General features: G+C 38.1%; 23 protein-coding genes, 1 tRNA gene and 1 pseudogene. 11 read left to right on the forward strand and 14 right to left on the reverse strand.

The window, feature by feature from the left end:
* Positions 1-98 precede the first annotated feature (98 nt).
* Entirely contained in the window at positions 99-2,114 is a 2,016-nt protein-coding gene (gene ligA, locus ND812_RS03950; protein ID WP_265374366.1) for an NAD-dependent DNA ligase LigA, read from the reverse strand.
* Positions 2,115-3,128 (reverse strand): M23 family metallopeptidase, encoded by a 1,014-nt coding sequence (locus ND812_RS03955; RefSeq protein ID WP_265374367.1) that lies wholly within the window; start codon positions 3,126-3,128, stop codon positions 2,115-2,117. It lies immediately after the preceding gene.
* On the opposite strand from ND812_RS03955, the gene ND812_RS03960 reads away from it, so the two are divergent.
* From ND812_RS03960 to ND812_RS03975, 4 genes are read left to right on the forward strand one after another with little or no spacing between them, the layout of a single operon-like run.
* Positions 3,127-3,864: a SanA/YdcF family protein gene (locus tag ND812_RS03960; protein ID WP_265374368.1), complete on the forward strand. Its 738-nt coding sequence runs from the start codon at positions 3,127-3,129 to the stop codon at positions 3,862-3,864. The genes ND812_RS03955 and ND812_RS03960 overlap by 2 nt on opposite strands.
* Entirely contained in the window at positions 3,861-4,907 is a 1,047-nt protein-coding gene (locus tag ND812_RS03965; RefSeq protein WP_265374369.1) for a hypothetical protein, read from the forward strand. Before ND812_RS03960 ends, ND812_RS03965 begins: the two co-directional genes overlap by 4 nt.
* Before the next feature lie 26 nt (positions 4,908-4,933).
* A complete protein-coding gene (locus ND812_RS03970) occupies positions 4,934-5,662 on the forward strand; it encodes a hypothetical protein (RefSeq protein ID WP_265374370.1) in 729 nt (242 codons plus the stop codon).
* 22 nt (positions 5,663-5,684) lie between these two features.
* Positions 5,685-6,230, forward strand: coding sequence for a YceI family protein (locus ND812_RS03975; protein WP_265374371.1), 546 nt, complete (start codon positions 5,685-5,687; stop codon positions 6,228-6,230).
* A gap of 30 nt (positions 6,231-6,260) precedes the next feature.
* On the opposite strand, the gene ND812_RS03980 is transcribed toward ND812_RS03975, so the two are convergent.
* Positions 6,261-7,136, reverse strand: a complete 876-nt coding sequence (locus ND812_RS03980) for a molecular chaperone DnaJ (protein ID WP_265374372.1) — start codon at positions 7,134-7,136, stop codon at positions 6,261-6,263.
* Between the two features lie 79 nt (positions 7,137-7,215).
* On the opposite strand from ND812_RS03980, the pseudogene ND812_RS03985 reads away from it, so the two are divergent.
* From ND812_RS03985 to ND812_RS04000, 4 genes and pseudogenes are all read left to right on the forward strand, one after another.
* Positions 7,216-8,850, forward strand: a pseudogene (locus ND812_RS03985) (acyl-CoA dehydrogenase family protein); the annotation flags it as partial.
* Positions 8,851-8,937: 87 nt separating this feature from the next.
* Positions 8,938-9,846, forward strand: a complete 909-nt coding sequence (locus tag ND812_RS03990) for an AEC family transporter (RefSeq protein ID WP_265374374.1) — start codon at positions 8,938-8,940, stop codon at positions 9,844-9,846.
* Complete coding sequence (locus tag ND812_RS03995) at positions 9,843-10,739, forward strand: DMT family transporter (RefSeq protein WP_265374375.1); 897 nt, start codon at positions 9,843-9,845, stop codon at positions 10,737-10,739. The genes ND812_RS03990 and ND812_RS03995 overlap by 4 nt, the downstream gene beginning before the upstream one ends.
* A 5-nt stretch (positions 10,740-10,744) precedes the next feature.
* Positions 10,745-11,215 (forward strand): DUF4442 domain-containing protein, encoded by a 471-nt coding sequence (locus ND812_RS04000; protein ID WP_265375900.1) that lies wholly within the window; start codon positions 10,745-10,747, stop codon positions 11,213-11,215.
* A gap of 15 nt (positions 11,216-11,230) precedes the next feature.
* Here the strand turns inward: ND812_RS04000 and ND812_RS04005 are convergent, their stop codons facing one another.
* A complete protein-coding gene (locus ND812_RS04005) occupies positions 11,231-13,651 on the reverse strand; it encodes a 1-acyl-sn-glycerol-3-phosphate acyltransferase (RefSeq protein WP_265374376.1) in 2,421 nt (806 codons plus the stop codon).
* Positions 13,652-13,759: 108 nt separating this feature from the next.
* Here ND812_RS04005 and ND812_RS04010 point away from each other — a divergent pair, with 108 nt between their 5' ends.
* The 3 genes from ND812_RS04010 to ND812_RS04020 all read left to right on the forward strand — a co-directional run bounded on the left by ND812_RS04010 (position 13,760) and on the right by ND812_RS04020 (position 16,629).
* On the forward strand, positions 13,760-15,145 hold the full coding sequence (locus tag ND812_RS04010; RefSeq protein ID WP_322113673.1) for an SLC13 family permease: 1,386 nt from the start codon (positions 13,760-13,762) through the stop codon (positions 15,143-15,145).
* Positions 15,146-15,265: 120 nt separating this feature from the next.
* On the forward strand, positions 15,266-15,766 hold the full coding sequence (locus ND812_RS04015) for a hypothetical protein (protein WP_265374378.1): 501 nt from the start codon (positions 15,266-15,268) through the stop codon (positions 15,764-15,766).
* An 8-nt stretch (positions 15,767-15,774) separates the two neighbouring features.
* Positions 15,775-16,629, forward strand: a complete 855-nt coding sequence (locus ND812_RS04020; protein WP_265374379.1) for a CAP domain-containing protein — start codon at positions 15,775-15,777, stop codon at positions 16,627-16,629.
* 4 nt (positions 16,630-16,633) lie between these two features.
* On the opposite strand, the gene ND812_RS04025 is transcribed toward ND812_RS04020, so the two are convergent.
* The 10 genes from ND812_RS04025 to ND812_RS04070 form a co-directional block, all read right to left on the reverse strand.
* On the reverse strand, positions 16,634-17,101 hold the full coding sequence (locus ND812_RS04025; protein WP_265374380.1) for an EVE domain-containing protein: 468 nt from the start codon (positions 17,099-17,101) through the stop codon (positions 16,634-16,636).
* Entirely contained in the window at positions 17,101-19,053 is a 1,953-nt protein-coding gene (ftsH, locus tag ND812_RS04030) for an ATP-dependent zinc metalloprotease FtsH (RefSeq protein WP_135639546.1), read from the reverse strand. The genes ND812_RS04025 and ftsH overlap by 1 nt, the downstream gene beginning before the upstream one ends.
* A 27-nt stretch (positions 19,054-19,080) precedes the next feature.
* Positions 19,081-19,644 (reverse strand): aminoacyl-tRNA hydrolase, encoded by a 564-nt coding sequence (gene pth, locus ND812_RS04035; RefSeq protein ID WP_100719237.1) that lies wholly within the window; start codon positions 19,642-19,644, stop codon positions 19,081-19,083.
* Positions 19,645-19,663: 19 nt separating this feature from the next.
* Entirely contained in the window at positions 19,664-20,296 is a 633-nt protein-coding gene (locus tag ND812_RS04040; RefSeq protein ID WP_100719236.1) for a 50S ribosomal protein L25/general stress protein Ctc, read from the reverse strand.
* Positions 20,297-20,313: 17 nt separating this feature from the next.
* A complete protein-coding gene (locus ND812_RS04045) occupies positions 20,314-21,255 on the reverse strand; it encodes a ribose-phosphate diphosphokinase (RefSeq protein WP_135639545.1) in 942 nt (313 codons plus the stop codon).
* Positions 21,252-22,013 carry a sugar phosphate nucleotidyltransferase gene (locus ND812_RS04050; protein WP_135639544.1) on the reverse strand — a complete coding sequence of 254 codons (762 nt, stop codon included), beginning with the start codon at positions 22,011-22,013 and terminating at the stop codon, positions 21,252-21,254. The genes ND812_RS04045 and ND812_RS04050 overlap by 4 nt, the downstream gene beginning before the upstream one ends.
* Positions 22,014-22,040: 27 nt before the next feature.
* Positions 22,041-22,116: transfer RNA gene (locus ND812_RS04055), tRNA-Gln, on the reverse strand.
* 4 nt (positions 22,117-22,120) lie between these two features.
* Positions 22,121-23,032 carry a 4-(cytidine 5'-diphospho)-2-C-methyl-D-erythritol kinase gene (locus tag ND812_RS04060; protein ID WP_265374381.1) on the reverse strand — a complete coding sequence of 304 codons (912 nt, stop codon included), beginning with the start codon at positions 23,030-23,032 and terminating at the stop codon, positions 22,121-22,123.
* A gap of 10 nt (positions 23,033-23,042) precedes the next feature.
* Positions 23,043-23,999: a helix-turn-helix transcriptional regulator gene (locus ND812_RS04065; RefSeq protein ID WP_265374382.1), complete on the reverse strand. Its 957-nt coding sequence runs from the start codon at positions 23,997-23,999 to the stop codon at positions 23,043-23,045.
* The gene (locus tag ND812_RS04070) at positions 23,999-25,171 is read right to left on the reverse strand and encodes an ACP S-malonyltransferase (RefSeq protein WP_135662278.1); all 1,173 of its coding nucleotides are present in this window, start codon (positions 25,169-25,171) and stop codon (positions 23,999-24,001) included. Before ND812_RS04070 ends, ND812_RS04065 begins: the two co-directional genes overlap by 1 nt.
* Positions 25,172-25,231 lie beyond the last annotated feature (60 nt).

Raw genomic sequence — 25,231 nt, forward strand, 5'->3', positions numbered from 1 at the left:
TTTTGAACTTTAAGTGCAAAGTGTTGGGATTGTCACAAAAGTTTAGGTGGAGTGAGTTATCTTTGGCCTATAGTTGGTGGGAAAGCAATATGAACCAGTTATGAGATGCTAATCCCTTCTTGTTTCAATAAACTCAAAAACTCAGATTCCGAAACCAATTTCACGCCTAGTTCTTTTGCTTTGTCTAGTTTGGATCCAGCACCTGGCCCATAGAGTAGGTGAGTAGTTTTGGAGGAAACCCCTGTTACTTTTTTACCACCATGTTTTGTGATGAGATCCATGGCTAGGTCACGAGGTTGGAAATTTTCGAAACTTCCAGTGACACACCAACTTTGCCCAACAAACGGTTGTAATTCGCTTTTTTCGGTTTGGTCTGCTTCAAATTTAAGACCAAGTTTGATGAGGGTGTTTACCAGTTTTAAAGTTTCTTTGTCTTTGAGGTGGGTGAGTAATGCATCTATGGTTCGTGGTCCAATGCCATGGATCGCCGTAAGTTCTTCGGTTGCTGATTTTGATTTAGCTAAAGTGAGCAGTTTATTCCAAGAATCATAACCATTTTCTATGAGGATTTCAGTCACCTTTGGACCAACTTCATTTAGACCAATGGAAGGAAGTGTGAATCGAAAGTCTTTTTCTTTGGATTTTTCAATAGCATCAAATATGATTTTTACAGATTTATCTCCGAAACCATCTAACTCTAGTATGGTAGGTTTGTATTTTTCTAAAGTATATAAGTCAGGAATGTCTTTTACCCAACCTTTTTCAAAAAAAATCTGAATTTGCCTTTCGCCAAGTCCTTCGATGTTCATTTGTTTTTTGCTACAGAAAAAGATGAGTTGGTTGAGTTTCCTTTCTGGGCAATGACGATTTGTACAAAACAAATCAACGGAATCATCGACTTTCGTTAATTTTGTGTTACACGACGGACATTCTTTAGGTAAAACAAAAACAGTTTTGGGAGGAAACGTTACTTTTTCCACCGCGGGAATGATCTCACCACGTTTGGAGATGAGTACCTTGGCACCGATTCCAGCGCCAAGTTGATCGATATAGTCTTGGTTGTGTAAGGTGGCGTAAGTAACTGTAGTTCCAGCAAGGGAAATCGGAGTCACTCTTGCTCTTGGAGTGACTTTACCAGTACGTCCTATGGCAAAATCAATTTCTTCTATCGTAGTTTCTTTTAGAAGAGCATCAAATTTAAAGGCTCTTGCCCAACGAGGGGAATGGCTTGTTTCTCCGAGGTTTTCCCGTAAGTTTAAGGAATCAAGTTTGATGACAAGTCCATCCACTGGGAATGGCATTTTGTCTTTTTTCTTACGGAACGATTCAATTTCTTTGATTAATTTAGTTCCAGAAAGTATGGTTGTGTCCGGAGCCAAAGGGAATTTTTCTTTTTTTAAAACATTTAAAATATCTTTATGAGAATTGATTCCTTTTCTTGAACTAGAAAAATAAACATCATAAACAAAAATTCGTAATGGGCGTTTTGCGACTTCGAGTGGATCTTTTTGTTTGATTGAACCTGCGGCTAAATTTCTAGGATTCGCAAATTTTCCACCATACTCTTCATTAAATTCTTCAAAATCAGCGAAGGTCATAAAAATTTCGCCACGAACTGTGAGGTTCATAGGTTCAGATAAGTTTTGTGGAATGGAAGAAATGGTTTTCACATTTTCTGTGACGATATCACCAATTCCACCGGTTCCCCTTGTTACACAATGTGTAAGTTTTCCATTTTCATAGTATAACAATATGGAGGCGCCATCGATTTTCCATTCCAAAGAATAGGTTTCTTCCTTCCCAGTTTTTTCTAACCATTCGGAAAGTTCAGATTCATTATAGGTATTTTCTAAAGATAATACAGGAACTTTGTGTTTGAATTTACTAAATTGAGGGCTAAGGTCTGAACCTACTTGTGTTGTAGGTGATGAGGAATCTGCTAATTGGGGATTTTCTTTTTCTAATTTATGGAGTTCTTTAACAAGTAGATCAAATTCTTTGTCAGAAATGATCGGAGCATTGTTTTTATAATATAAATCATTGTGACGATTGATTTCTTTACGAAGTTCCAAAATTCGTTTTTTTGGATCTTCGGCTTTAGTTTTTTTAGGCAATCAGTATACTCCCGCTTGCATGTATTGTTCTGGATCCGTTTTTCCTTCTTCCGAAATAAAGATTTCATAATGAAGGTGAGGGCCAGTTACATTTCCTGTTGCTCCAACTTCTGCAATTTGTTCTCCAGCTTTTACTTCTTGTCCTGAACGAACATAAATTCTAGAACAATGACCGTATAACGTACTAAAGCCGAAATCATGTTGGATGATAATATGGTGTCCGTATCCCACGTTGGAGTATGTGACCCGAACCACTCTCCCTGGTGCAGACGCATAGATAGGTGTTCCAACAGCATTTGCCATGTCCAAACCATCGTGGTATTCCCAATAACCAGTAGTAGGTGATTTACGCATTCCAAATGGAGATGTTAAATTATAGGAATACATTGGATTAAACAATGGAGAACGAGATAAGATATCAGACCTTTGGTATAAAAATTGAAAATTTGCTTCTGCCAATCGTTGGTAATTATCCATTCGATGTTTTAATTGTCTTAATTCGTAAATTTCACTTAGATACTTACGACCTACATCCAATTGTTTGTCTTCTTTTTCTTCTTTTTGTAAGGATTCGATGGCTGATGATTCAATCCAATCTTCTGCTGGAATTTTTAAGAGTTCATCATCATTCCCATCTATCAAAGTAAAGAGTTCCAACATGTTTTCGTTGAGTTTTGAATACTCTTCCTTCATTTCTTCTAATTGATTGGCATGAGTGATATAAGTATCAAAATACGTTCCGTAAATTTTGGAAAGTTGGTTGATTTGAGTTTGTGTATTATTGGAACCAACAATTCCATAAATTGCTAAACTCAATAGACCTAAAGTGAGGCCTAAAAAAAATAGGATGGTAAAGTGTGAAATCTGGAAGTGGAAGGAACTATCGTAACCATGGGGGATGACAAGAATGGTCATCCGTTGGTGACCTTTTTCTTTCACCTTATCAATCTGTTTCTTGATTTTCGGATTGTCTTGTGAAAAAACAGACGTAATCTCTTTAATTTTTTTCTTCATGACGAACCGCGATTCCTACATAAATAAGACGCTCCGATTCCTTTCACGGGTCAAGTGGAAATCCCTGTTTCTGGGATTGTTGGTTATTTTTGGAATTCTTAGTTTTGTCACATTGGCATCCAATTTGGGATTTTGGATTCTGTATGAAAACTCAGTTCACACCAATCATCCTTCGGAAATCCCTGAGGCAGATGTTGCCATTGTTCCTGGTGCTGCCGTGTATGGAAAAACTCCATCTCCTATCCTCATGGACCGTTTGGCTTGCGGATTAGAGCTCTACAAAGCGGGTAAGGTCAAAAAAATCTTACTCTCTGGTGATAATGGAAAAACAGATTATAACGAACTTCGTCCGATGCTCGAGTACATGTTGTCCCACCAAGTGAAACCTGATGATATTTTTGTGGACCATGCTGGTTTTCGGACTTTGGATACACTCATCCGAGCAAAAGAAGTATTTTTGGTAACCAAAGCAATTTTTGTAAGCCAATCCTTTTTTTTACCTAGAGCGATGTATCTTGGAAAAGAGTTAGAACTAGAGTTATACGGTTACGAATGCAATTTACGAACCTATAAAAAAGAAACCTATTATCTCTTTCGAGAATTTTCAGCAAGGATGCTTGCTTGGTGGGACATCCAATGGGACACACCTCCCAAGTATTTAGGAAAACCCTATTCTATTGAAGGGAGTGGAATGAGCACTTGGAAAGGATCAATACCAGTCTCGATTCCAAAATGAAGTTTCACTTAACACTGTCCTTCCGATGGACCAAAACTTTCTTAGTGAGCATTGTTACTTTTGTTATCTTACTGAAGTTACCACCACTATTGTTTGCTGCTAAGCTTGAAGCCAAAGTTTTGAATTTTGGTATGTATCACTTGAGTCTGAATCCTTGGACTGAAAATACACAATGGGATCAATTTTTGACACCTTGGATTTTATGGGTTTCTGGTTTCATTTCAAAACCAGAGGATCTCGTTTTCATTTTAAATTGTATTACAATCCTATCTGGGGTCATTCTTGTTGCATTGATTTCCTATCAATTTGATTGGTTATTAGGTTTAACTGTTTGTTTCCTTCTCTCATCTTCCCCACTATATTTAATCTTTCAAACTTGGATTGGTTTTTCTGATCCATTTACATTTTTACTGATAACATTGTATTTGATTCTTTTGCATTCGGAATTTTTACCGAAGGTAAAAACCTTGTGTTTATCTTTGGTTTTATTTTTAGGAATGACCAATCATCTATTTCAGATGTTGTCACTCGTGTTACTTGTGAATGTATTGTATCTGGCTTATCATAAAAATCAGGCCAAAATTTTATTTGATTCCTTTGTCTTTAGTAGTGTTTTATATACGTTGTTTTTAGTTTCTATTTTTACGTATACACCCATCGGTTGGAACCAAACACGTGTTTCTGTATTTTCACAAATGTGGGGGAATGAATTTATCCGCATGAACCAATCGGAATTTTTTCTTGGAACAGTTGGACTATTCCATGGACTATGGCCCCTGGTGGTTTACATCATGTACCGAATGCCAATCTCTCTATTAGGATTTGTTTTTTGTTATCTCCTTTCCATGATGACATATGATACAGGGCGTGTTTTTGCAATCCTATCCACACCCATTCTGCTATTGTTTTCCATTCAAAATTGGCAATCGGCATCCATCATGGAAAAAAGAATTTGGATTCTGTTCTCGATTGGCTCACCCATCCTCTGCAAATTGTACCCACTATTTTATAAATGGGATGGTAAGATTATCTATTTACAATAAAGAGTTCCTTTGCAAAAAATTAAATCATGAGAGTATACTTTGTTCTGTTGGTTTGTATATTTTATACATCCACAGTATTTGCGCAGTCCATACCATACTTACAAAACGACCAAAAACCAATTGTCACAAAAGAGTCACTGAAGAGGAGAAGGAATCTTTTAGAATGGCACCAAATTGCTGGCCTAACAACCTTAGCCCTTTGGTTAGCCACCAATTTGGAAGGTGATAAAGCGTCTGAATCTCTGTATCGGAAATCAGACCAGTATGCACAAGGTCTACTTCTCGCAAACCCACAATACGCGGCAAACGATCCAATGTATCTGGTGGCACTGAGTCCTCTCAATCGGCATAGCATCGCCGCTGATTATTTTCTCCTCAAAGACCCAACCAATAATGCCGGATTGTATTTTGCCTTAAAAGCAAATGAAGAATGGGAAGCAAAACGTTCTGGTGATCTTCATAAAAACTTAGCGATGGCAACGTTTAGTATGTATGCCATTACGGCAGGTTTGGCATTTTTTTCTCCTTCAAAAATTGACACGGATGTTGAAAACGAAACCGATGGTCCAAGAATTTATAGTCCAATCTTTGCACACAAAGCAATGATACCGATCCATTTAGCTTCCATGTTACTCTTACCTGGACTAGGTGCAAGAATCGAAAAAGAAGGCCCGAGAGCAGCACACCAAATGGAACAAGTAGGTTGGGCGGGATTTGGTGCTATGTCGATTGCATTGCTTGTGATTACGTTTTAAAGGAAAGGAAATGGTTTTTCGAATGAAAAAGTTAATCATAACACTCATCATTTTATGGTCTGGATTCCAATTACATGCATTTGAAGTTTCAAAAAAAAAGATTGAGTTTTTAGTCGAACATACAACTAAAAATGTAACAGGTGTTTGCACTGAAATACAAATGGGCAATCCCAACCTACAAATTTCAAATGGAAAATACAATCTTAAGAGTCCGTTTGAAATCAAAATTCCAATTTTAAAAATTTCATCTGGTGATTCCAATCGTGATTCCCATATGCAAGAAATTTTGGGTTATCCCGATACACCTCTCATCCAAGTTAAAATAGAATCGATTTTACCTTCGAAAACAAACGAACAAATCTATACCATCAAAGGTAAATTGACGATCCATGGAAATACTAGGGATTTTTCATCTGATGCGAATGTAAAAGTTTTGGAAGCAGGTGAGTTCCAAGTGGATGGTGTTGTCGTCGTAAAATTTTCTGAATTTGATTTGGAAAATCCATCGTTACTCTTTATGAAAGCAAAAGATGAAATTCAGGTGAAGTATCTTTTCCAATTCAAATAAAACAGTTTTGAATCTTTCAGTTGGAATTAATTAGCTACCAATTAACTCTACCAAACGATTGTATTTTAATATAATTCGTTTGGTCATCTCTTCTCCCTTTTTGTTGATATCTGGATGGTATTTTTTTAATAATTCTTTGAATTTCTTTTTTACATCAACAATTGTTGCACCAGGTTCTAAATCAAAAAATGCGAGTAAATCCTTTACTTCTGTAGATACAGATTGAACGGCTTTTTTCTTCTTTTTCTTTTTGGTTTCTCTAAATCTACCATATAATTCATAATAGGTGCGATCTCGGAATTCTCGAGTGATGTCACGAAAGTTCAGAATTTTTGTAGGGATCAGGCTTTTTAAATATTCATACAAAAATTCTTCGGCACCAAATTCTGGATGGATTTCATATTTTTCTAAAAATTGATGGATGGACCTACGAACAAAAAAATCAATTTCAAACTTATCCATCAAATAAGAATCCACTGCATCATCAAAATCGATAGTTGCAGCAGTCAGTAAAAGCAAAAGTTCTTGGTCCAATTTGTGGTTAGCGATTGTTTTTTGGATGAGAGATTTATAAGACTCTCGAAGTTCATATAACGGTCGTTCGCTAAAAAAAATACCCCCCTTTAAAAATTCTTCCGCAACTTCATCTAATTCTAAATTCCAAGCTAAAAAATCGACTAGTAAGTCACCATCAACTTCATGGAATCCACCAGAAAGTGTCATTTGCGGTTTGGCCGATTTAAACTGGTAAACTTTGCGTAGGCATTCTTCCTTCCGGATTTCTAAAAGTTCTGAAAGTCGGTCATATGACAAAAACCACTGCATGGCTTCGGAAACGTTTTGCAGTTCAAAAATGACATCATGCAAAATCTGTTTGGACTTTTTTGTTTCCGTTTTTTGGACCATAAATTTGTCTCTTAAACCAATTCCATATCGGGGTGACTTTTTTGCTAGTGAATCCTATTCCATTTTCTGAACTGGAGATATGAGTCACCATATTTCTGAACATCCATCTTTACAACCTTTTGATATTTCCGAGTACAAAGGACTACGAGGTAAGAATTTTTACGATATGGATCCTGCCTTACAACGGATGGTTGAAAGGTATTCAGAATCATACAGTCCATCTCACAAAGAAGCGATGGTCGATCACATTCGAAAATACGGGGAGTTGGTTGGTGGCATTTTAGATGAACTCACAGAAGAGTGCCATAAAGAAGGAAAGTATGGAGAAGTGATCAAATATGATCGAACAGGAAAACGAATTGATTTTATAAAATACTCTGAAGAACAAAAATTAGCACGGAAAATATCCTATGACCATGGTGTTGTCAATTTAGACTTCCACCCAGAATGGAAATACGACTTCACACATATCCATCGTTATGCGTTGACTTATTTGATGAATCTAAATGGAGAAGGTGGAGTTGCTTGTCCATTGGCAATGACGGATGGAATGATCCTTGCATTGAAAAAAATAGGAACAGAAGAACAAAAGAAAAAATACTTACCTCTCGTTGCTGGAAAAGGTAGTGCCTCTCACTTTATGGCGGGACAATATGTGACCGAACGAGTCGGTGGGAGTAATGTATCTGCCAACCGAACCATTGCCAAAAAACTTCCCAACGGCAAATGGGAGTTAACTGGAGAAAAATGGTTTTGTTCCAATCCTGGTGATTTGTGGGTAACAACTGCGAAAATGGAAGGAACCAATACTGTAGGAATGTTTTTAGTTCCGAGGATCAAAGAGAATGGAGAACTGAATGGCCATCATATCCTTCGCAAAAAAGACATCATTGGTTCTCGAGGAAAAATTACGGTAGAGATCATTTATGATCGAGTGGAAGCAGAAGAATTTGGACGTCCAGGCCATGGACTTGTCAATTTAATTCGATATATCATCAAAACATCACGCCTTCATGTAGGTCTTGGTTCCTGTGGAAATGCTAGGCGATCTGTAATGGAAGCATCCGAATATGCAAAGTTTAGAACGGCTTACGGGAAAAAAATCTTAGAATTTCCATCCTTTGTGAAAACTCTTGCTGAGATGCAAATTTTACAAACTGCAAATAGTTTTGTCAATTTTCGATCGGTGGATTTGACAGAAAAAGGTCATGATGCAGCAGAAATCACAGTTCCACTTCTCAAATACAAATCTTCCTCCCAAGCAAGTTATATTACACAAAAAGCAATTTTAACGTTAGGTGGAAATGGTATTATAGGAGATTTTTCTCCATTGCCAAGATTACATAATGATTCCATTATCAATGAAACTTGGGAAGGAACACATTTGATCATTACAGATCATTGTTTGCATGCGTTACAAAAACCAAAAGTATATGCTGCATTCCAATCACTACTTGATGGATTAACGACTCATGTGGGAGACATTTCAGAATTAAAAACTGTTCATTCAATCTTCCAAGAAAAACGAAAAGAATTAACGTATTGTTTAAAAGAGGAGTCCAAAGATTGGAAAGATATGAATCGTGTCTATATCGCAGATTTAACTTACCAAGTATTCGTATTGGCAGAATGGATAGAACAAACTGTTCATGACGTTAAGGCAAACCTACCTACAAAATACTTATATTTTGCGAAAGGATATGCGGAAATGGTTCGTGATGGAATCGAAGCACCAAGACAAAAAGATGGAGTATTTTTTGATCCTAAAGCGCTTGAGACCTTCCTTTCTTTTTAAAATAGAATGGAAAATTTTTTATTATTAGGAATTTGTTTTGGTCTAGGATTACTCTTTCGTAGACTACCGCAGTTTCCCGAAAACACTCCCAAAGTTTTAAATGGATTTATCCTATTCATTTCTTTACCTTCATTGGTTTTATACCATGTCCATGAATTAAAAATCAACGTTTCTGCAATTATGCCAACCTCAATGCCATGGTTGGTATTTGGATTTGCATTGGTGTTTTTTTTGATTTTGTACAAACTTAAAATCATGTCATTTCCAACAACTGTCTGTTTGGTATTAACAGCAGGACTTGGAAATACTTCCTTTGTTGGATTTCCATTATTAGAAACTTATCTTGGTAAGGAATCGTTAGGGTATGGAATACTTGCGGACCAACTTGGTACTTTTATGGTATTAAGTTTTCCTGGGATCATACTTGCCTCCATTGCAATGGATGGTAAATGGGATATCATAACTTTGGTCAAACGAGTCCTTGGATTTGCTCCTATTTATGCTTTGGTTTTTGCCATAGTAACTAGGCAAATCGTATATCCAGATTCTTTAAAAATTGTATTACTACGTCTAGGTGATACCTTGACACCTCTTGCTTTGGTCTCAGTTGGATTTATGTTAGATCTGAGAACAATTGCGGGCCATGGGAAGTATTTACTGTTAGGATTAGGATTTAAATTGGTATTTGCTCCTATTCTTGTTTATTACGTGTATAGACCAATCCAAAACGATCAATTGTTATTCCAAACCATACTTTTGGAATCAGCCATGGCACCTATGGTCACTTCAACTGTTATTACCATTGAAAAAAACATTTCACCACATTTAGCGAGTCTTATGTTAGGAATTGGAATTCCACTGTCTTTTCTAACGACATATTGTTTGAATTTTTTAATTAAAGGAAACTTCATTTGAACATTAAATTTTTATTACTTCTGATCCTTGCGATGGTTTCTTGGGGATTCTCATGGCCCATTGCTAAAATAATTGCTGGTTCTGTGCCCGTACATGTATTAGTGTTTTGGAGGTTCCTTGCTACCTTTTTATCAGTCATCCCAATTTTGTTTGTTATGCGATTACCAATCCGATTAAAATCAGGAAAAGATTATTGGAATGTATTTATCGGTGGTATTATTTACACATTGTACAATCAATTTTTCTTTTTGGGTTTAAAGAATGGATTACCAGGTGCAGGTGGTGTACTTGTTACAACTTTAAATCCTATTGTAACGTTTTTTATAGTATTTTTAGTTCAAAAAAAATCTATCAGTAAACGCCAAGTTTTAGGACTATTTTTTGGTTTTATTGGTGGATTGGTAATTCTTCAGGTTTGGAAAATAAGTATCGATTATCTTTTGTTATCTGGTAACTTATTCTTTTTGTTATGTTCCTTTGTTTGGGCAACACTTTCACTCAATAGTCAAAAAACAGGGAAATCAATGTCTCCGATTACTTATAGTTTTTATGTCTATGCAGTTGGATCCATTATAGAACTTTTATTCTGTTGGAATGACCCTAACTTTTGGAAGGTTTGGGATTTTGGTTATAACTTTTGGTTAGCAATTTTTTATCTGACAGTGATCTCAACTACCTTTGGAACAACTGTTTATTTTTATGCAGCAACAAGGCTTGGATCCGAAATTGCGAGTAGTTTTATATTTATCGTTCCTCTGTCTGCTTATTTGAGTAGTTATTTCATTTTAGATGAAGTGGTACAAATCCCAGTTATCATTGGTGGTGCATTGGCAATGTTAGCCGTTTATCTTATCAACTCAAAACACAAAAAGAAGGAATCAATTATTTCATGAGACCTATCTCTTGGAAAAAAAGATTTAAAATTTGGTTATATAATTTTTACCCACCTTACCTTGGTGCAGGAATACGGATTAAAAAAATAGCAAAGGATTTAACTTCATTCGAAGTGGAAATGAAGTTAAGTTTTTACAATCAAAATTACGTTGGTGTACATTTTGGTGGTTCTTTGTACTCAATGTGCGATCCTTTTTTTATGTTAATTTTATTAGAAACACTAGGTTCTGATTATATTGTTTGGGATAAAATTGGATCAATGACCTTTATCAAACCAGGTAAGGGAAAGGTAAAAGCCAGATTTTTGATTCCAGATGAGGAAATCCAAAGGATCAAATCTGAAATTGAGGTTAAACGAAAAGGAGAATTTCATTTTACCACAAATATATTGGATGAATCGAATAGTGTAGTTGCTACACTAGATAAAACTATCTACATTCGGAAACGAGGAAAACTTCCGATTCAAAATGTTTAGTCAAACTAAAGATAATTAGTATTTTTTGTCTTCATCTTCAGGAATCATACTAGCGTAATACAGTAGAAGAGCGTCATTTTTAGAATGAACCATTCGGTTTGCCTCTTCTATCATTTTACGTTTTTCTAAAATCTTTTTACCTTTCTCCCAAATTTCTTCAGGATCTCGGATCAAATAATTACCTTCATGTCTTGAAATAAAGTCTTCAATTAACATTGTACTCTGAGAAACTTCTACTGAATAATCATTCTCCACTATGATCTTTGCAACGATTTGATTTGGTAAAATCTTATGGTATTGTTTCCAACCTTTTGTGATGCGATAACTCAATTCAATGGTCGGATCTTCTGTATGAGCATATTCCGAAATCGGAATCGGATCACAAAATTCAACGTAAACATTGGATCGTTTTGCTAAAAATCCTGCCATCCCAAGTTCTTCTGGTATATTGCAAAACTGGTTATCTTCAGGAACTGTTTCATATGAGACAGAGATCGGTACAATCACAATCTCTGTTCCGGAACTTCGGAATGCATTTACTGCTGTAGTTAGGAGACCAGTTTTTACTGGTACAATTGCACCTGTTCTTGATCTAGTTCCTTCAGGATACACTAAAGATGGAATTCCTTGTTCAAGCATCACTTGTGAATATAGTGTCAAACATTCAAGATACAAACTATTCCTAGTTCGTTCGCGATCCACTGCATAAGCTCCCAACGATTTTAACATCCATTCCCAGAATGGATTGGACATTAAATTGATGCCTGCCGCATAACGAGGAACAGGTAATCCTAAATGAAATAGTGAATAGGCAACTTCAACCGAATCTAAATGTGATCTGTGAGTCGGTGCATATAACAAATTGTACTTGGAAGAGAGAGCTTTTACAACTTCCGTTTTACCACCGATATGTGGGATCATGGAACCTTTGAGAAAACCACCAGAAAACAATCGAATCGGTGCAACAAATCGTAAAACAGACTCACGTACTGTCGGGCTATAATTATCGGCGATTTCATTTACATAAAAACGAACCAACTCTTTGATGGAAGTGAGTTCTTCATCTTTTTGGCAATTTTGGAATCGTTGCCAAATTTCGATTTCTGATTCAAACTTAACTTCTTCTAGTTTTTGTTTTTTACGTTTCGCTTTTGTAAGTCGTTTTTGAGTGGATTCAATCACAGCAGAAGATTGTTTTTTCACTCTGCTAATGGTACCTGGAACATTGCTGATTTGTTTTAGGATTCGATCTACTAATAGATTATGAAAATCAATTCCAGAGGTAAGATTGAGCCCAACTTTTTTTTGAACAACAAGTGGAATGTTCTTTGCTTCTGTTTTTTTGCCGCAGATTAAATCGATAAGTGAACCAGGTGGTTGTTTACGGGTTAATACATCGAATAAAGTTCGATGAAGGGTAAAGGGAAGGCGAATTTCATTGGCAAGTTCGATGAGAATGCTGAGTGCATAGGTTCCTTCTACGTTATCATGCCATTTGGTGGATTCTCTTTCAATGAAGGAACGAGGAGCAAAAAAGATTTCAATTCGATCTTTGATACTTAATTTTTCTCCACCTGATAAAAGTTCGCCGACAATCTTTTGACCAAACCCTCGGTTTCGACTTTTGTTACTTGTTGCAGTTGTAATAAAATCTGCGAGTCCAGACCTACCCATTACAGTGTCAGGTCTTGCACCATAACGCATAGCAAGGTCTCTTACTTCTTGGAAACCCACTGAGAGAATTTCGCCAAGTAAGTTGGATCCATAACGAGGCAGTAAGGATACAATCCCACTGGCAATCGCCATTGGATTTTTTGCCACTCCCACAATTTCCATACCAATCACATCGTCAGTAACTGAAGTGTTAATGAAATGGGATGTATAAACTTCAGCTAAATACTCAGCTGTGAATTTATCAGATGATCCAATATTAAAAAAACTGAATTTTTCTTCTAAGATTTCGCCCAAAAGAGAAGGTCCGTTAACAACGGCCACTGAAGCGTTATTAAAATTCCTTTCACTTAAGTAGTTTTGTAAATATTGAGAGTATGTGATGAATCCTGTTTTTTTACGATTTTTAGAATCTAAAATTCCTTTGGTCAAAAAGGAAAATACATAATTATTAAATGGTTCCAATACTTCAATGAGACTGTGGACACTGTCCAAAAATGATCGGGAAGGAACAGCTATATGAAATGCCCAATCATCTCGCCCAAATGCATCTAAACTTGACACGATGTCAATGTGATCGGGAAGTTCAATTGTCTTTCCCATAATTTCTGTTTGGCGGCGTTTCTTGAGGAGTTCCACAAATTCTTTGTCAGGAATCCATAAAGTAATTGAATCATACTTTTCAGCCAGTATGGAAGCGATAATGATACCCATTGGGCCACTACCCAAAACTGCTTGTTTTAAGTCGTTATAGGTTATTTGCATAAAAAATTAACATTTAAAAATTTCGGGAAAGTCTCATTGTATTTGTTTGCTTGAAACGAATTGAGTCTATCGAAAAAGTATCAGGTGAGTGTAAATCGTCAAGTCACAATGATTCGAGCAGGCCTTCTATTTTCGACTCTTTCCATTTTTCCAGCCATCTTTGGCTTATACCAATCGTGGCTCGGACTCACCCCCGCCCAAGAAATTAATTTAGCAATTGCATTGGTTGTTTCCTTCCTTTGGGTCACAGAACTCATTCCACTATATGTCACAGGATTTTTGGTTCTTTTTTTAGAGTTGGTCTGGTTGATTCCGGGTTGGGGTCCAGGTGCTCCAAAAACGATTACTTTTTTATCTTGTTATTTTTCGGAGACCATCTTACTCTTCTTAGGTGGGTTTGTGATCTCCAGTGCGATCAGTTTTTATGGTCTTGATGTGAGCATTGCTAAATTTGTGATCAAAAATACGAAAGGTTCAGCATTTTTATTAGTTTTATCATTAGGTTTTGCCACTGCTTTTTTGTCCTGCTGGATGAATAATACTGCAACTGCCGCCATGATGTTAGGACTAGTCTCTTCCATGATGAAATCCTTGGATGAGACTAGCCCTTTACGAAAATCAATTTTGTTTATGGTTCCTTTTTCCGCAAATTTAGGTGGGATTGGAACACCAGTTGGAACCCTTCCCAATGTGATTGGCATTGCCTATTTACAAGAAAAAGGGTTTCACATTGGATTTTTAGATTGGATGGCGTTTGCATTTCCAGTCTTCATCCTTTCCGTTTTGGCTCTTGCTGGAATTTTGTACATTGTGTACTTAAAAAAAGAAAAATCCATCCAATCAATTCGATTGATCCAAGTGCGAGAAGAGAACACTTCTGTTTCTTCCCAGAGAAAACTGATCTCGATTATGATCATTCTCATCACAATTCTCGGATGGATAAGTTCTGATTGGCATGGAATTTCGAATGGAACTGTCGCATTATTTCCAGTGATTGTTTTTTTTGGATTTTCTCTTTTGGATCTAAAGGAATTTCGAAATTTATCCTGGGATGTTTTAATCCTTATGGGAGGTGGAATTGCCCTAGGAAAAGCATTTGAAGAAACAGGACTTGCCAAACATTTCGTAACCTTGTTAATGTTAGGTGAATCAAGTCAGTTAGGATTGTTTTTATTTTTTTCAATTTTGTCTTTATTTCTCTCTTGTTTTCTTAGTAACACAAGTGTTGCGAATTTGATCTTACCCATTACCATGGGACTTCCTACGGATCTCATTTTACCGGCTGCCATAGGCGCAACCATAGGTGCCTCTCTCGCAATGCCATTGCCTGTTTCAACTCCTCCTAATGCATTGGCTTTCAGTTATGGTGGCATTCGGAGTTTAGAAATGGTAAAAATAGGTGGGTCCATTTCCATCGTGGCATGGGTCTTTTTTACCGTAGTGGGAGGAATCCTTTTGCACCAATTGCACATTGTGGATTTTTCTAGGTTTTAAAAAAAAGACTTTTCCTTGGTTTCTCATCCGTTAGCCTTCTCACGAATTATGATTCGATTTCGAAAATTCGCACTACTAGTCTTATGTTCCCTTTTTTTTCTCTCATCTTGTTACAATTATATGAGTGAAGACGTGCCCATTGTCACAAGGCCCGATTTTAATCAACAAATCCCACTTTTATCCATCAAAGTTTCTACTCCCGAAAACAATAAAAACAAACGGGAAATCACAGCACTATATACAAAGTACCTCGAAGAAACTGGTTATTTTGGAAGGGTATTGTCTGATGGTGTCAGAGCAAACCATCACATTGACATTTACACCAGTGAAGTGAATGAATACGAACATTTCTGGGTTTCGTCGATATCAACAATCTTTATGATAGGAACTGCAGGATTATTACCGTCTATTTACTCGAAAGAACGTGTGTTACATGCAGATTTTTATTTAAACGATAAACTGATTGGCCGAGAAAAATATAGGCAAAAACACTCTACATTGTTTGGAATTCCATTTATGTTTATCTGGGAAACTGGAATCAAAGAAGCAAAAACCATCCAATACAATAAAGAAAAAAATCTAATTCATAATGTCGTACAAGATTATAACCGTTACTTATAGGAGTTGCCATGAAATTACACACAAACAATAACCAAACACCACTACAAAAAGGAAGAAAAACTTCCCTTATTGGAATAAGTTTTTTAGCTCTCATTGTATTCACTTTGTGCAAAACTCCAGAAGTCAAAAAGGCTCCTGTTGTCGTGGTGGAAGAACCTAAAAAGGTAGAACAAGTTGTTGAAAAACAAGATCCTAACTTAGCATTTTTAGAAAGTATCGAAGATGGAAGGGAACTTCCCGATTCCGACAAATGGAAAGTAGAACAGTATGATTCTTTTAATGAGGATACATTTCCATCCTATGGCCCTGCAAATTCGACAATTGATTTTGCAAAAGTAGACTATCCTTTGTTAAACGCTGCTATCTTTTATGTAACATCTAAAGAAAGAAAACAATTGGGCTTGCGACCATTTAAATATTCAGAACGATGTGAACAAGCTGCCTTTGGACATGCACAAGACATGGTGACTTATGATTTTTATTCCCATACAAGCACGGTAAATGGAAAAGAAACACTAAAGGATCGATTGGATTTGGTAGGTGTTTCAGAAACTTATTCCGCTGAAAATATTATCAATGCTTTTGGAATCCAATACCAAAGTGGGCGACCGGTTTTCACACCCGCACAAAATGGTGGTCAATTCTTCAGCTACACAAAGGCAGGAACACCTATTCCAAACCATACCTATTTAAGTTTAGCAAAAGCTGTGGTGGAAGTATGGTTCAATTCTCCAGGGCATAGAAAGAACATCCTCAATCCAGAGTTTAATTATATGGGAGCAGGGGCTTATTTTTATAAGGATAAAAAATTCTTTGATGTAGACAAAGTCAAAGCAGTACAGGTTTTCACAGGAAAACCGTAATTGGTTACTTTACAGTAACGCCTGCTAGTTTTGTAACAATCTCAAATTCTTTTTTGGTGACCGGTTGGATCGATAATCTCGATCCTTTTTGGGTCACTACCATCTTTTCTAAACCTTTTGTTTTTTTCAAAAGATCGAGCGAGATCATTTCTTTGAATTTTGTATGAGGTTTGAGGTGAACACCAAACCACCGAGGTTCCGTACCTTTCAGTTTAGGATCAAAGTATTTGTGGTTTGGATCAAATTGGTAGGGGTCTGGACTTGCTTCTTTTGCCACTTCTGCAATGCCTACAACACCTGGGGGTTCTAAGCGACTGTGGTAAAATAAAACCAAGTCACCTAACTTCACTTCATCGCGAAGGTAATTACGTGCTTGGTAATTTCTGACTCCCTCCCAATACGAAAGTTTTTCTCGTATTAGGTCGTCGATGGAAAAAACATCTGGTTCTGTTTTAAAGAGCCAATACTTCATTAAGCCGAATAAGCTGGTTTTGTAGCAGAAGATCCTTTTCCTTTTTTGGATCCAACACCTGGTTTTGAATCAGAAAATTTATCAAAAGAAGGTTGTACGATATCTGTTAATTCCTGTGCATCAATGGTTTCTTTTGCAAGAAGTGCCTTTGCAATTGCATCCAATTTCTTTTGGTTTTTCTTCACCAAATCACGACCTTTATCGAGACAAGTTTGGATGATACGTTTCACTTCTTGGTCAATCATGGCAGCAAATTCTTCTGAGTATGGTTTGCTAGTATGCCCATAGTCCCTTCCCATAAACGGAGAAGACTCACCCGATCCATAGTGGATGGTACCGAGTTTTTCAGACATACCCCATTCACACACCATACGTCGTGCAATGTTGGTTGCTTGTTGGATGTCATTGGAAGATCCATTGGAAGGATCACCAAAGATGAGTTCTTCTGCGATGTATCCACCCATTGACATCACAATTCGATCCAAACAATAGTTTTTACGATAGGAATGTCTGTCTTCCACTGGAAGGGATTGAGTGAGTCCAAGTGCTCTTCCGCGTGGGATGATGGTGACTTTATGAACTGGTTCGGTATACGGCAGTAAGGTGCCAAGAAGAGCGTGACCCGCTTCATGGTAAGCTGTCATTTCTTTCTCTTTGTCCGAGATGAACATCGACTTACGTTCCGGTCCCATCATCACCTTATCACGAGCTTCTTCCAGTTCTTCTTGGGTCACACGTTTTTTGTTACGACGTGCAGCAAGAAGTGCTGCTTCGTTGATGAGGTTCGCAAGATCTGCCCCTGTAAATCCAGGAGTTCCGCGAGCAATGGAGTTTAAAGAAATATCAGAAACAAGAGGCACTTTTTTTGCATGAACGGCTAAGATCTCTTCACGGCCTTTTAGGTCTGGGAGGTCTACAATCACTTGTCTGTCGAAACGACCTGGACGAAGGAGGGCTGGGTCAAGGACATCAGCACGGTTTGTGGCCGCCATCACGATGACACCTTCATTCATTTCGAATCCATCCATCTCAACTAACATCTGATTGAGGGTCTGTTCTCTTTCGTCGTGTCCACCACCGAGTCCTGCACCACGAAGGCGACCAACTGCATCAATCTCATCAATGAAGATGATACAAGGTGCATTTTTCTTTCCTTGGTCAAAAAGATCTCGCACACGTGATGCACCGACACCCACAAACATTTCCACAAAGTCAGAACCAGAGATGGAGAAAAAAGGAACACCAGCTTCACCAGCAACAGCTTTTGCAAGTAAGGTTTTACCAGTACCTGGAGGACCAACGAGGAGAACTCCTTTAGGAATCCTTGCACCAATGGCTTGGAATTTTTTTGGATCTTTTAAAAATTCAATGATTTCGAGAAGTTCAACTTTTGCTTCTTCACAACCAGCAACATCATTAAAGGTTACTTTTACTTTTGGATCCACATTCATTTTGGCACGAGATTTACCAAAAGTAAATGCTTTGTTACCAGATGCTTGGAGTTGGCGCATCATGATAAACCAAATGATCCCAAGAGCGAATAACCAAGGAATGATACCTGATACAACACTCCAAAATTTATTTTCTTCAGTGGACTTTGCAGTAAAACTAAGGCGTGACTTACGAAGTTTTGTCACCAAATCATCGTTCACTTGTGCTACATTGGTTTTGAAAGGTTTTGGTTTGTTGTCCTTACTGTTTTCAGGAATGTACCAACCTTCAATGAGTTCTTTATCAATGATGATTTGTTGTTTGGATGAAATGTCTTTCCCATCTTTAGAAGTGATTTTCCCAATGGGTTTTTTTCCTTCAATGGGTTCTACCATATTCAAAAAATCGGAATAACTGATTTCGTCGGGTTTACCGGCAAAGTCTTGGCCTTTGTAAACCGTTGCCAAAATGACAAGGAATACGAGTAAAAATAGGAATACGGTTTTGATGTTTTTATTCATGTAAGACTTCCGAAGATTAGACTACAATCAAAGGTGATATTTCTGAATCACTTCGTCGATATCCCCCATGGAAATCGAACGAATCGCCGCTTCGGCGTCATTGATGATCTGTATCAAACTCAGGTTCTCTAAAGGCTCAAAATCTTCACGTAAAAAATCTTCTCTTTTTTTCGGATTGTAGCTAGAATTAAGAACGCCGATCCGAATGCGAATGAAGTTAGGAGAACGTAATGAGACAGAAATCGAGTTTACCCCAGGATTTGTGTCATTTTCGCCACCTTTTGTGACTACGATTTGGCCTAGTTCCAGTCCCACATCTTCGTGGATCACAACGATGTCTTTGACTTGGATTTTGAGAAAGGAGGCAATGTAGAGGACAGACTCACCAGAGAGTTCGCTGAAGGTTTGTGGTTTGAGTAAAACCACTTCATCCCCTTCAAAGTCGCCTCGTCCAATGAGTGATTTTTTCTTTTTAGTTTTGATTTCGATGCCAATGTTGTTCGCAATGACATCGAGAATCTTAAAACCAATGTTAGATCGATTGTTGTTATACTTATCGCCAGGATTTCCCAGCCCTACAATTAACTTCATTGGTTCTTAAAAGTAGTTCTTACTTCTTAGCCGCTTTTTTAGCTGCTGGTTTGCCTTTTGCATCAGCTTCTGCTTTTTCAGCACGTTCTGCTGCTAGGATCGCTTTCGTTTTGTTACATGATGCAACAATCGGATCACCATTCACTAAGATTTCCCATGATTTTGGGTGTGGAAGTTCAGAAACTTTAATCATCATTCCCACATCAAGACCACTTACATCAACAGTGATTACGTCAGTAAGATCTTCTGGAGTAGACTTCACTTTGATTTCGTGAACTAAGTGTTCGAACTGACCACCAGCTTTTGATCCTTTTGCAACACCTGAAGTTTTGATCGCTACAGTTGTTTGGATTTTTTTACCTGGAGTCACTTTGTAAAAGTCAATATGACGAATTTGTCCTGTGTGAGGAAATCTTTGGATTTCTTTTACGAAAACTCTTTCCGATTTTCCGTCGAGTTCAAGGTCAATGAGAGTTGCCTTACGAATTCCGGAGTCGATAAGTCTTTGGATTTCTTTTTCGACAACACTTGCCGATTTTGCCTCACCGTTTCCGATGATGTTAGCCGGTACTAAACCTTCCACACGCATTCTTCTGGCAGGACCTTTTCCTGTTGAAGTTCTTGGTTGTGCTTTGATAGTGATTTTTTCCATGATTATGTTCCTTAAAGTTATGAAAACAGACTAGAGATTGATTCTTCGTTATGAATCCGCTCGATGGCTTTTGCAAAGAGTGGGGCGATAGAGAGCGTTTTCAAGTGATTTATTTTTTTGCTCTCGGGAATGGCGATGGAATTGGAGAGAACAATTTGTTTAAAATTGGCCTCATTGAGCTTTGATGGTGCTTCACCAGACAATACTCCGTGGGATGCACAACACAAAACAGATTTTGCTCCATTTTCATAGAGTGCTATTGCCGCTTTGGCAATGGTGCCACCAGTATCAATCATGTCATCGAGTAACAAACAGTTTTTGTCTTTGATGTCACCGATCACATGCATCACAACTGACTCGTTTGCTTTTGGTCTACGTTTGTCGATGATGGCAAGAGATCCGTTTACTTTTTTACCAAAATTACGAGCACGTTCTGCTCCACCTGAATCTGGTGATACAATCACAAGATCATCCATCTTTAGTGAGTTGATGTATTCTGCGAGTACTGGTGAAAAATACAAATGGTCGACAGGGATACGAAAGAATCCTTGGATTTGGTCCGCATGAAGGTCCATTGTGAGAACACGATCTGGTCCAACTGTTTCGATTAGATCAGCAACCATACGAGCAGAAATGGGAACCCGCGGTTCTACCTTTCTGTCTTGGCGTCCATAACCATAATACGGAATGACAGCAGTGATACGACGAGCAGAAGCTCTTCTTGCTGCATCGATGATGAGTAAAAGTTCCATCAAACTGTCGTTTGCTGGATAACTGATGGATTGAACCACAAATACATCACGGCCACGTACGTTTTCTTCGATTTTAACAGAACTTTCTCCGTCAGAAAATCGTTTCACCGAGATTTGACCATTTGGAATGCCTAAGTTTTTGCAGATTTCTTCTGCTAAAGGTCTATTTGCATTACCAGAAAATACTACGACTTCGCTAGGATTCATACTCCAACCAACCCATTATCTATATATTGTTTCGCAAGTGCCAAATCATCTGGAGAATTGATTCCATGACTTTCTAAAGCATTGGTTAAAGTTTGTGCTCCAACCTTTTTCCCTTCGTTTCGGAAAATCTTAATCACATCAGTGAGGTAATATTCTTTTTGTGCATTATTGTTTCCAATTTGTTTGAGTGCTCCAAAAAGATCTTCAGTATTAAAACAATAAGTGCCGGTATTCACTTCGTTTACGGCTTTTTCTTCGGAACTCGCATCTTTTTCTTCTACGATGCGAAGTAAACTACCATCATCAGAAGAACGAATGATACGACCGTAACCAGTAGGGTTTTCCATTTTTGCAGAAAGAACTGTTGCCACATAACCATTTGTTTTATGGTGTTCAATGAGATTAGAAAATGAGGAAGCAGAAATCAGTGGTGCATCACCACAAGCAACAATCGTATAACCAGTATATGGTGCTAATTGTTTCTCCGCAGAAATCACTGCATGTCCCGTTCCGAGCTGTTCTGTTTGTTCAGCAAACTCAACACCTGGGAAAGATTTTGCAATGTCTGTGACAATGTCTTTGCGGTAACCGACAACCACAACCTTTCGGTTGATGCCGGCGGATTCGATATTACGAAGAACGTGGAGTAAAAGTGGAGATTCGTTCAGTACAACCGCAACCTTGGGAAGCTCACTCTTCATTCGAGTTCCTTTCCCCGCCGCCAAAATAACAGCAGTTACAGTATTATGTAGGTTCATCGTTCGTTCTATCGGATCTTTTAAAACTGGCTGGCCTGCTAGGATTCGAACCTAGGGAATGGCGATACCAAAAACCGCTGCCTTACCGCTTGGCTACAGGCCAGTTTCTAAAAAGAGAACGTTCGAAATTCCATTTCGGGGAATCGATTGGAAACATTGGGAAGGGCCTCGTTTCGTTTCCCTTCTGCCTTGTAAATGCCGTATAGACAAGAACCAGAACCTGAAAGAGAAGCAAAATCTGCTCCCGACTCAAAGAACCCTAATTTCAATTCCTTTAGTAAGGGTTGGGTCTGGAAAGCGATTTTTTCAAACTCGTTCTCTAGCCTGTTTTGCAGGTAAGCCCAATCCCCGACGTGAAGACTTCGAATTAAATCCTCTGCCAGAGATTTCCATACTTCGGAACCATAGGGTTTTTGTAAACTTTTTTGAAGGCCTGCGTACATAGAACCTGTAGATAATCCAAAAGGAGGGATGGCCAAAATGCCATAACCCTTGGCAACTGAGATTGGTTCCAAGACCTCTCCGATCCCACTCACAAAACAAGGAGAACTTTGGAGGAAAAAAGGCACATCGGCCCCAATGGATTTGGCAAAACCGATCTGTTCCTCCGGGTTTAAATTTGTAAAAGGGAAAAGTTCGCGCAAAAACACACCTGCGTTGCTACTCCCACCACCAATTCCCCCCTCCGGAGGAAGAAATTTTTCTAAGTAGATGGTGATTTGGACAGGTGTTTTGAAATGGGGTTTTAGTTTTGCAAAGGATTTGGTCAGGATATTCCGAGAAAGGTCTCCTCGTTCCGAAACGGCTTCAAACAAGGCATGCCGGTAACCTTGTAAATGGTTCACGGAATGGAATTCAAATGTAGATTCATCCCCTTTTGGTACGGATTGGATCTGGATTTCCATAGGATCACCCAAGTCAATCGGCACAAAGACACTTCGGATTTCGTGTAGCCCATCTTCCCTTTTGTAAGGAATCACCAAACCAATGTTAATTTTTGCATGGGTGGTGGTTAACAAAAGATAACCTCTATTGTGAGACGGACTCGTTTTGTTTCAAAAGGGAAATGGATTGTAAATGGAGTTTGATGGAGTCTTGGATTTCTTTTGGTTCCGCGACTAAAACGGATGGTCCATACCCAAGGATGGTTTGGATGAGCCAATTTTCATCTCGCATCGGAGTTTGGAACTGTCGATACATTGTGTTTCCAATTTGTTTTGTCTTCCCTGTTTCTTTTAAAGGGAGTTTGAGACCTAAGTGGTAGGAAGCTGAGTCTGTCACCCATAGAGTTACATTTGTTTCGGAACTTGTTTCATTTTGGAACTTTTGTTGGAAACCTACTAAAAACTCACCAGCAGTTTCTGGTATTTTAGGAAATTCTAAATCGGTAAGAGTTACATCTAAAATATAATCCAATCGGAAGGAACGAAATCCTTCCTTTTTTAAATCATACGCGAGTAAGTAAGATTCATTTTCTTCCAGTAATAACCATGGAGCAAGAGTTCTAGTTTCTTTTTCTTTAGTGTTGCGTTTCCAATAAACAATTGTTAGAGTTTTTTGGGAACGAATGGCATCTTGGATGGTCTCTTTTGTTTTTTGATGAGGTGACCATTCTCCCGATGGCAAAACAGAATCTATTTTTTGTAAGATGGATTGTTTGGTTGAGGGATTTTTTTGTCCTGTATCAGAAACAAGTAACGAGCGAAGGTTTGCCCATTCTTTAGGGGAAAGGGGAAGGGCAGAATCAACTGCAATGGGGAGTCTGATTTTTACCTTATCCCCATCAAAGTCTAAATCCACAGCATCAGTTGGCGAGTAAGGATACATCTCAATCATATACAACTCTCCCAAATCTTTTTTGAGAGAGGATATGGATTTGTGTCCTGTCACTCCTTGGATTTCTTCTAATGACAATCCTTCTGGATGTGAAGCCAGAAGGCGGATTAGATTTAATTTAGAAGCGGCCCGAGCTGTTGAAGGGTTCATTAAACTTCGAGAATCACCTTTAGTTCTTTTGCGTTAGAAGCACATAAAGATTGTTTTTCGATGTTTTTTGCTTTGAGATGTCCACCAGTAAGTCTTTGGCTCACAACACTTGGTCCGAAGTCAATAATGGTAGTAATCGCACTGTCGTTAAAAATAGGAGCGATCGCCAAATCCCAGTAAAGTGGTTCAATGAGTACCATTTTGAAAAGGATGTCACGAAGGTTTCCATCTTTTTGTAAGTTGTGACCATCATAGATGCTGTAAACAGGAACCTTTAAATCAGCACCAGTGTATGGGAATGGAACCACAGAAGCATCTTCTGCATTGAACTTATCAAGTGAAGATTCCATAAATGGGCAGTGGAAAGGCGCAGTAGTTTTTAAGTAGACAAACTTAAATTTCTTTTCGTCCATTTCTGCTTTCCATTGTTTACGGAAGGCGAGAAGAGAAGATGGAAGTGCAGAAAGGATCATGGAGTCAGGAGTGTTGTAAAGAGAGATAAACACTGTGTCTTGTCCTTTGAGTCCAAGAGATTCGTTTGTTTTTTTCACTCGGTCTTCGAGTTCGTCTTTTGTGTAACCAATCACCGCGACCATTGGTGCTGGGTTTTTGTCACCGTTTGCCTCGTTTTCTTTGACGATGTCTTCGGAAACTTGGAAGTTAGGATATACTTTTTGTCCATTGAATCCAAGATAAAAAACAAATTTTAAGAAGTCAGAGTAAGCTTTTAAGAAATCTGCACCTTCTTTTCCAAGACCGATGAGTGCAGAAGCAATCACACCTTGGCTATGACCACTCGCTGCACCCGTTGCTTTCATGAGGTCTGCTGTAGGGTAACCACGTTTGGAAACCAAAACATAGTTTGCAATTTGGGTCATAAAAATCCCAGGAACAGAAATAGGTGCACGAGCCAAATAATCTTCGTTTGGTGCTCCATCTGGATTTTCAATCCAAGACTTAAAATCAAGTCCTTCGTTTAAGAGAGGGTTTTTTCCATCTCGAGCCGCAATTTCACCAAGAGTTTTGAAACTAGTTTCGAAAAATTCTTTTAATTCTGGTTCTGCATACAATTTTACGAGTTCTTTGAGGTAAGGGGAACCCTGTCCTCCGAATTGAAGGAAAAATTTTTGCGAATTTTGGAGGGTACCGGTAAGGAGTTTTGCCGAAGTCATTGGATCTTCCTGAGAAATGATTTTTCTGTTACCGTACAGAGAGGACTTCTCAGAACAAGG

It is taken from the genome of Leptospira limi, assembly GCF_026151395.1.
Taxonomy (GTDB): Bacteria; Spirochaetota; Leptospiria; order Leptospirales; family Leptospiraceae; genus Leptospira_A; species Leptospira_A limi.

Coding starts and splice junctions, on each gene's coding strand:
- ND812_RS03980 (WP_265374372.1), bottom strand. CDS start 7,136: ATGGTCCAAAAAACGGAAACAAAAAAGTCCAAACAGATTTTGCATGAT.
- ND812_RS03955 (WP_265374367.1), bottom strand. CDS start 3,128: ATGAAGAAAAAAATTAAAGAGATTACGTCTGTTTTTTCACAAGACAAT.
- ND812_RS04065 (WP_265374382.1), bottom strand. CDS start 23,999: ATGAACCCTTCAACAGCTCGGGCCGCTTCTAAATTAAATCTAATCCGC.
- ND812_RS04015 (WP_265374378.1), top strand. CDS start 15,266: ATGAGTGAAGACGTGCCCATTGTCACAAGGCCCGATTTTAATCAACAA.
- ND812_RS03990 (WP_265374374.1), top strand. CDS start 8,938: ATGGAAAATTTTTTATTATTAGGAATTTGTTTTGGTCTAGGATTACTC.
- pth (WP_100719237.1), bottom strand. CDS start 19,644: ATGAAGTTAATTGTAGGGCTGGGAAATCCTGGCGATAAGTATAACAAC.
- ND812_RS04050 (WP_135639544.1), bottom strand. CDS start 22,013: ATGAACCTACATAATACTGTAACTGCTGTTATTTTGGCGGCGGGGAAA.
- ND812_RS03975 (WP_265374371.1), top strand. CDS start 5,685: ATGAAAAAGTTAATCATAACACTCATCATTTTATGGTCTGGATTCCAA.
- ND812_RS04010 (WP_322113673.1), top strand. CDS start 13,760: ATGATTCGAGCAGGCCTTCTATTTTCGACTCTTTCCATTTTTCCAGCC.
- ND812_RS04025 (WP_265374380.1), bottom strand. CDS start 17,101: ATGAAGTATTGGCTCTTTAAAACAGAACCAGATGTTTTTTCCATCGAC.
- ND812_RS04045 (WP_135639545.1), bottom strand. CDS start 21,255: ATGAATCCTAGCGAAGTCGTAGTATTTTCTGGTAATGCAAATAGACCT.
- ND812_RS04070 (WP_135662278.1), bottom strand. CDS start 25,171: ATGACTTCGGCAAAACTCCTTACCGGTACCCTCCAAAATTCGCAAAAA.
- ND812_RS04040 (WP_100719236.1), bottom strand. CDS start 20,296: ATGGAAAAAATCACTATCAAAGCACAACCAAGAACTTCAACAGGAAAA.
- ND812_RS04005 (WP_265374376.1), bottom strand. CDS start 13,651: ATGCAAATAACCTATAACGACTTAAAACAAGCAGTTTTGGGTAGTGGC.
- ND812_RS03960 (WP_265374368.1), top strand. CDS start 3,127: ATGACGAACCGCGATTCCTACATAAATAAGACGCTCCGATTCCTTTCA.
- ftsH (WP_135639546.1), bottom strand. CDS start 19,053: ATGAATAAAAACATCAAAACCGTATTCCTATTTTTACTCGTATTCCTT.
- ND812_RS03965 (WP_265374369.1), top strand. CDS start 3,861: ATGAAGTTTCACTTAACACTGTCCTTCCGATGGACCAAAACTTTCTTA.
- ND812_RS03970 (WP_265374370.1), top strand. CDS start 4,934: ATGAGAGTATACTTTGTTCTGTTGGTTTGTATATTTTATACATCCACA.
- ND812_RS04020 (WP_265374379.1), top strand. CDS start 15,775: ATGAAATTACACACAAACAATAACCAAACACCACTACAAAAAGGAAGA.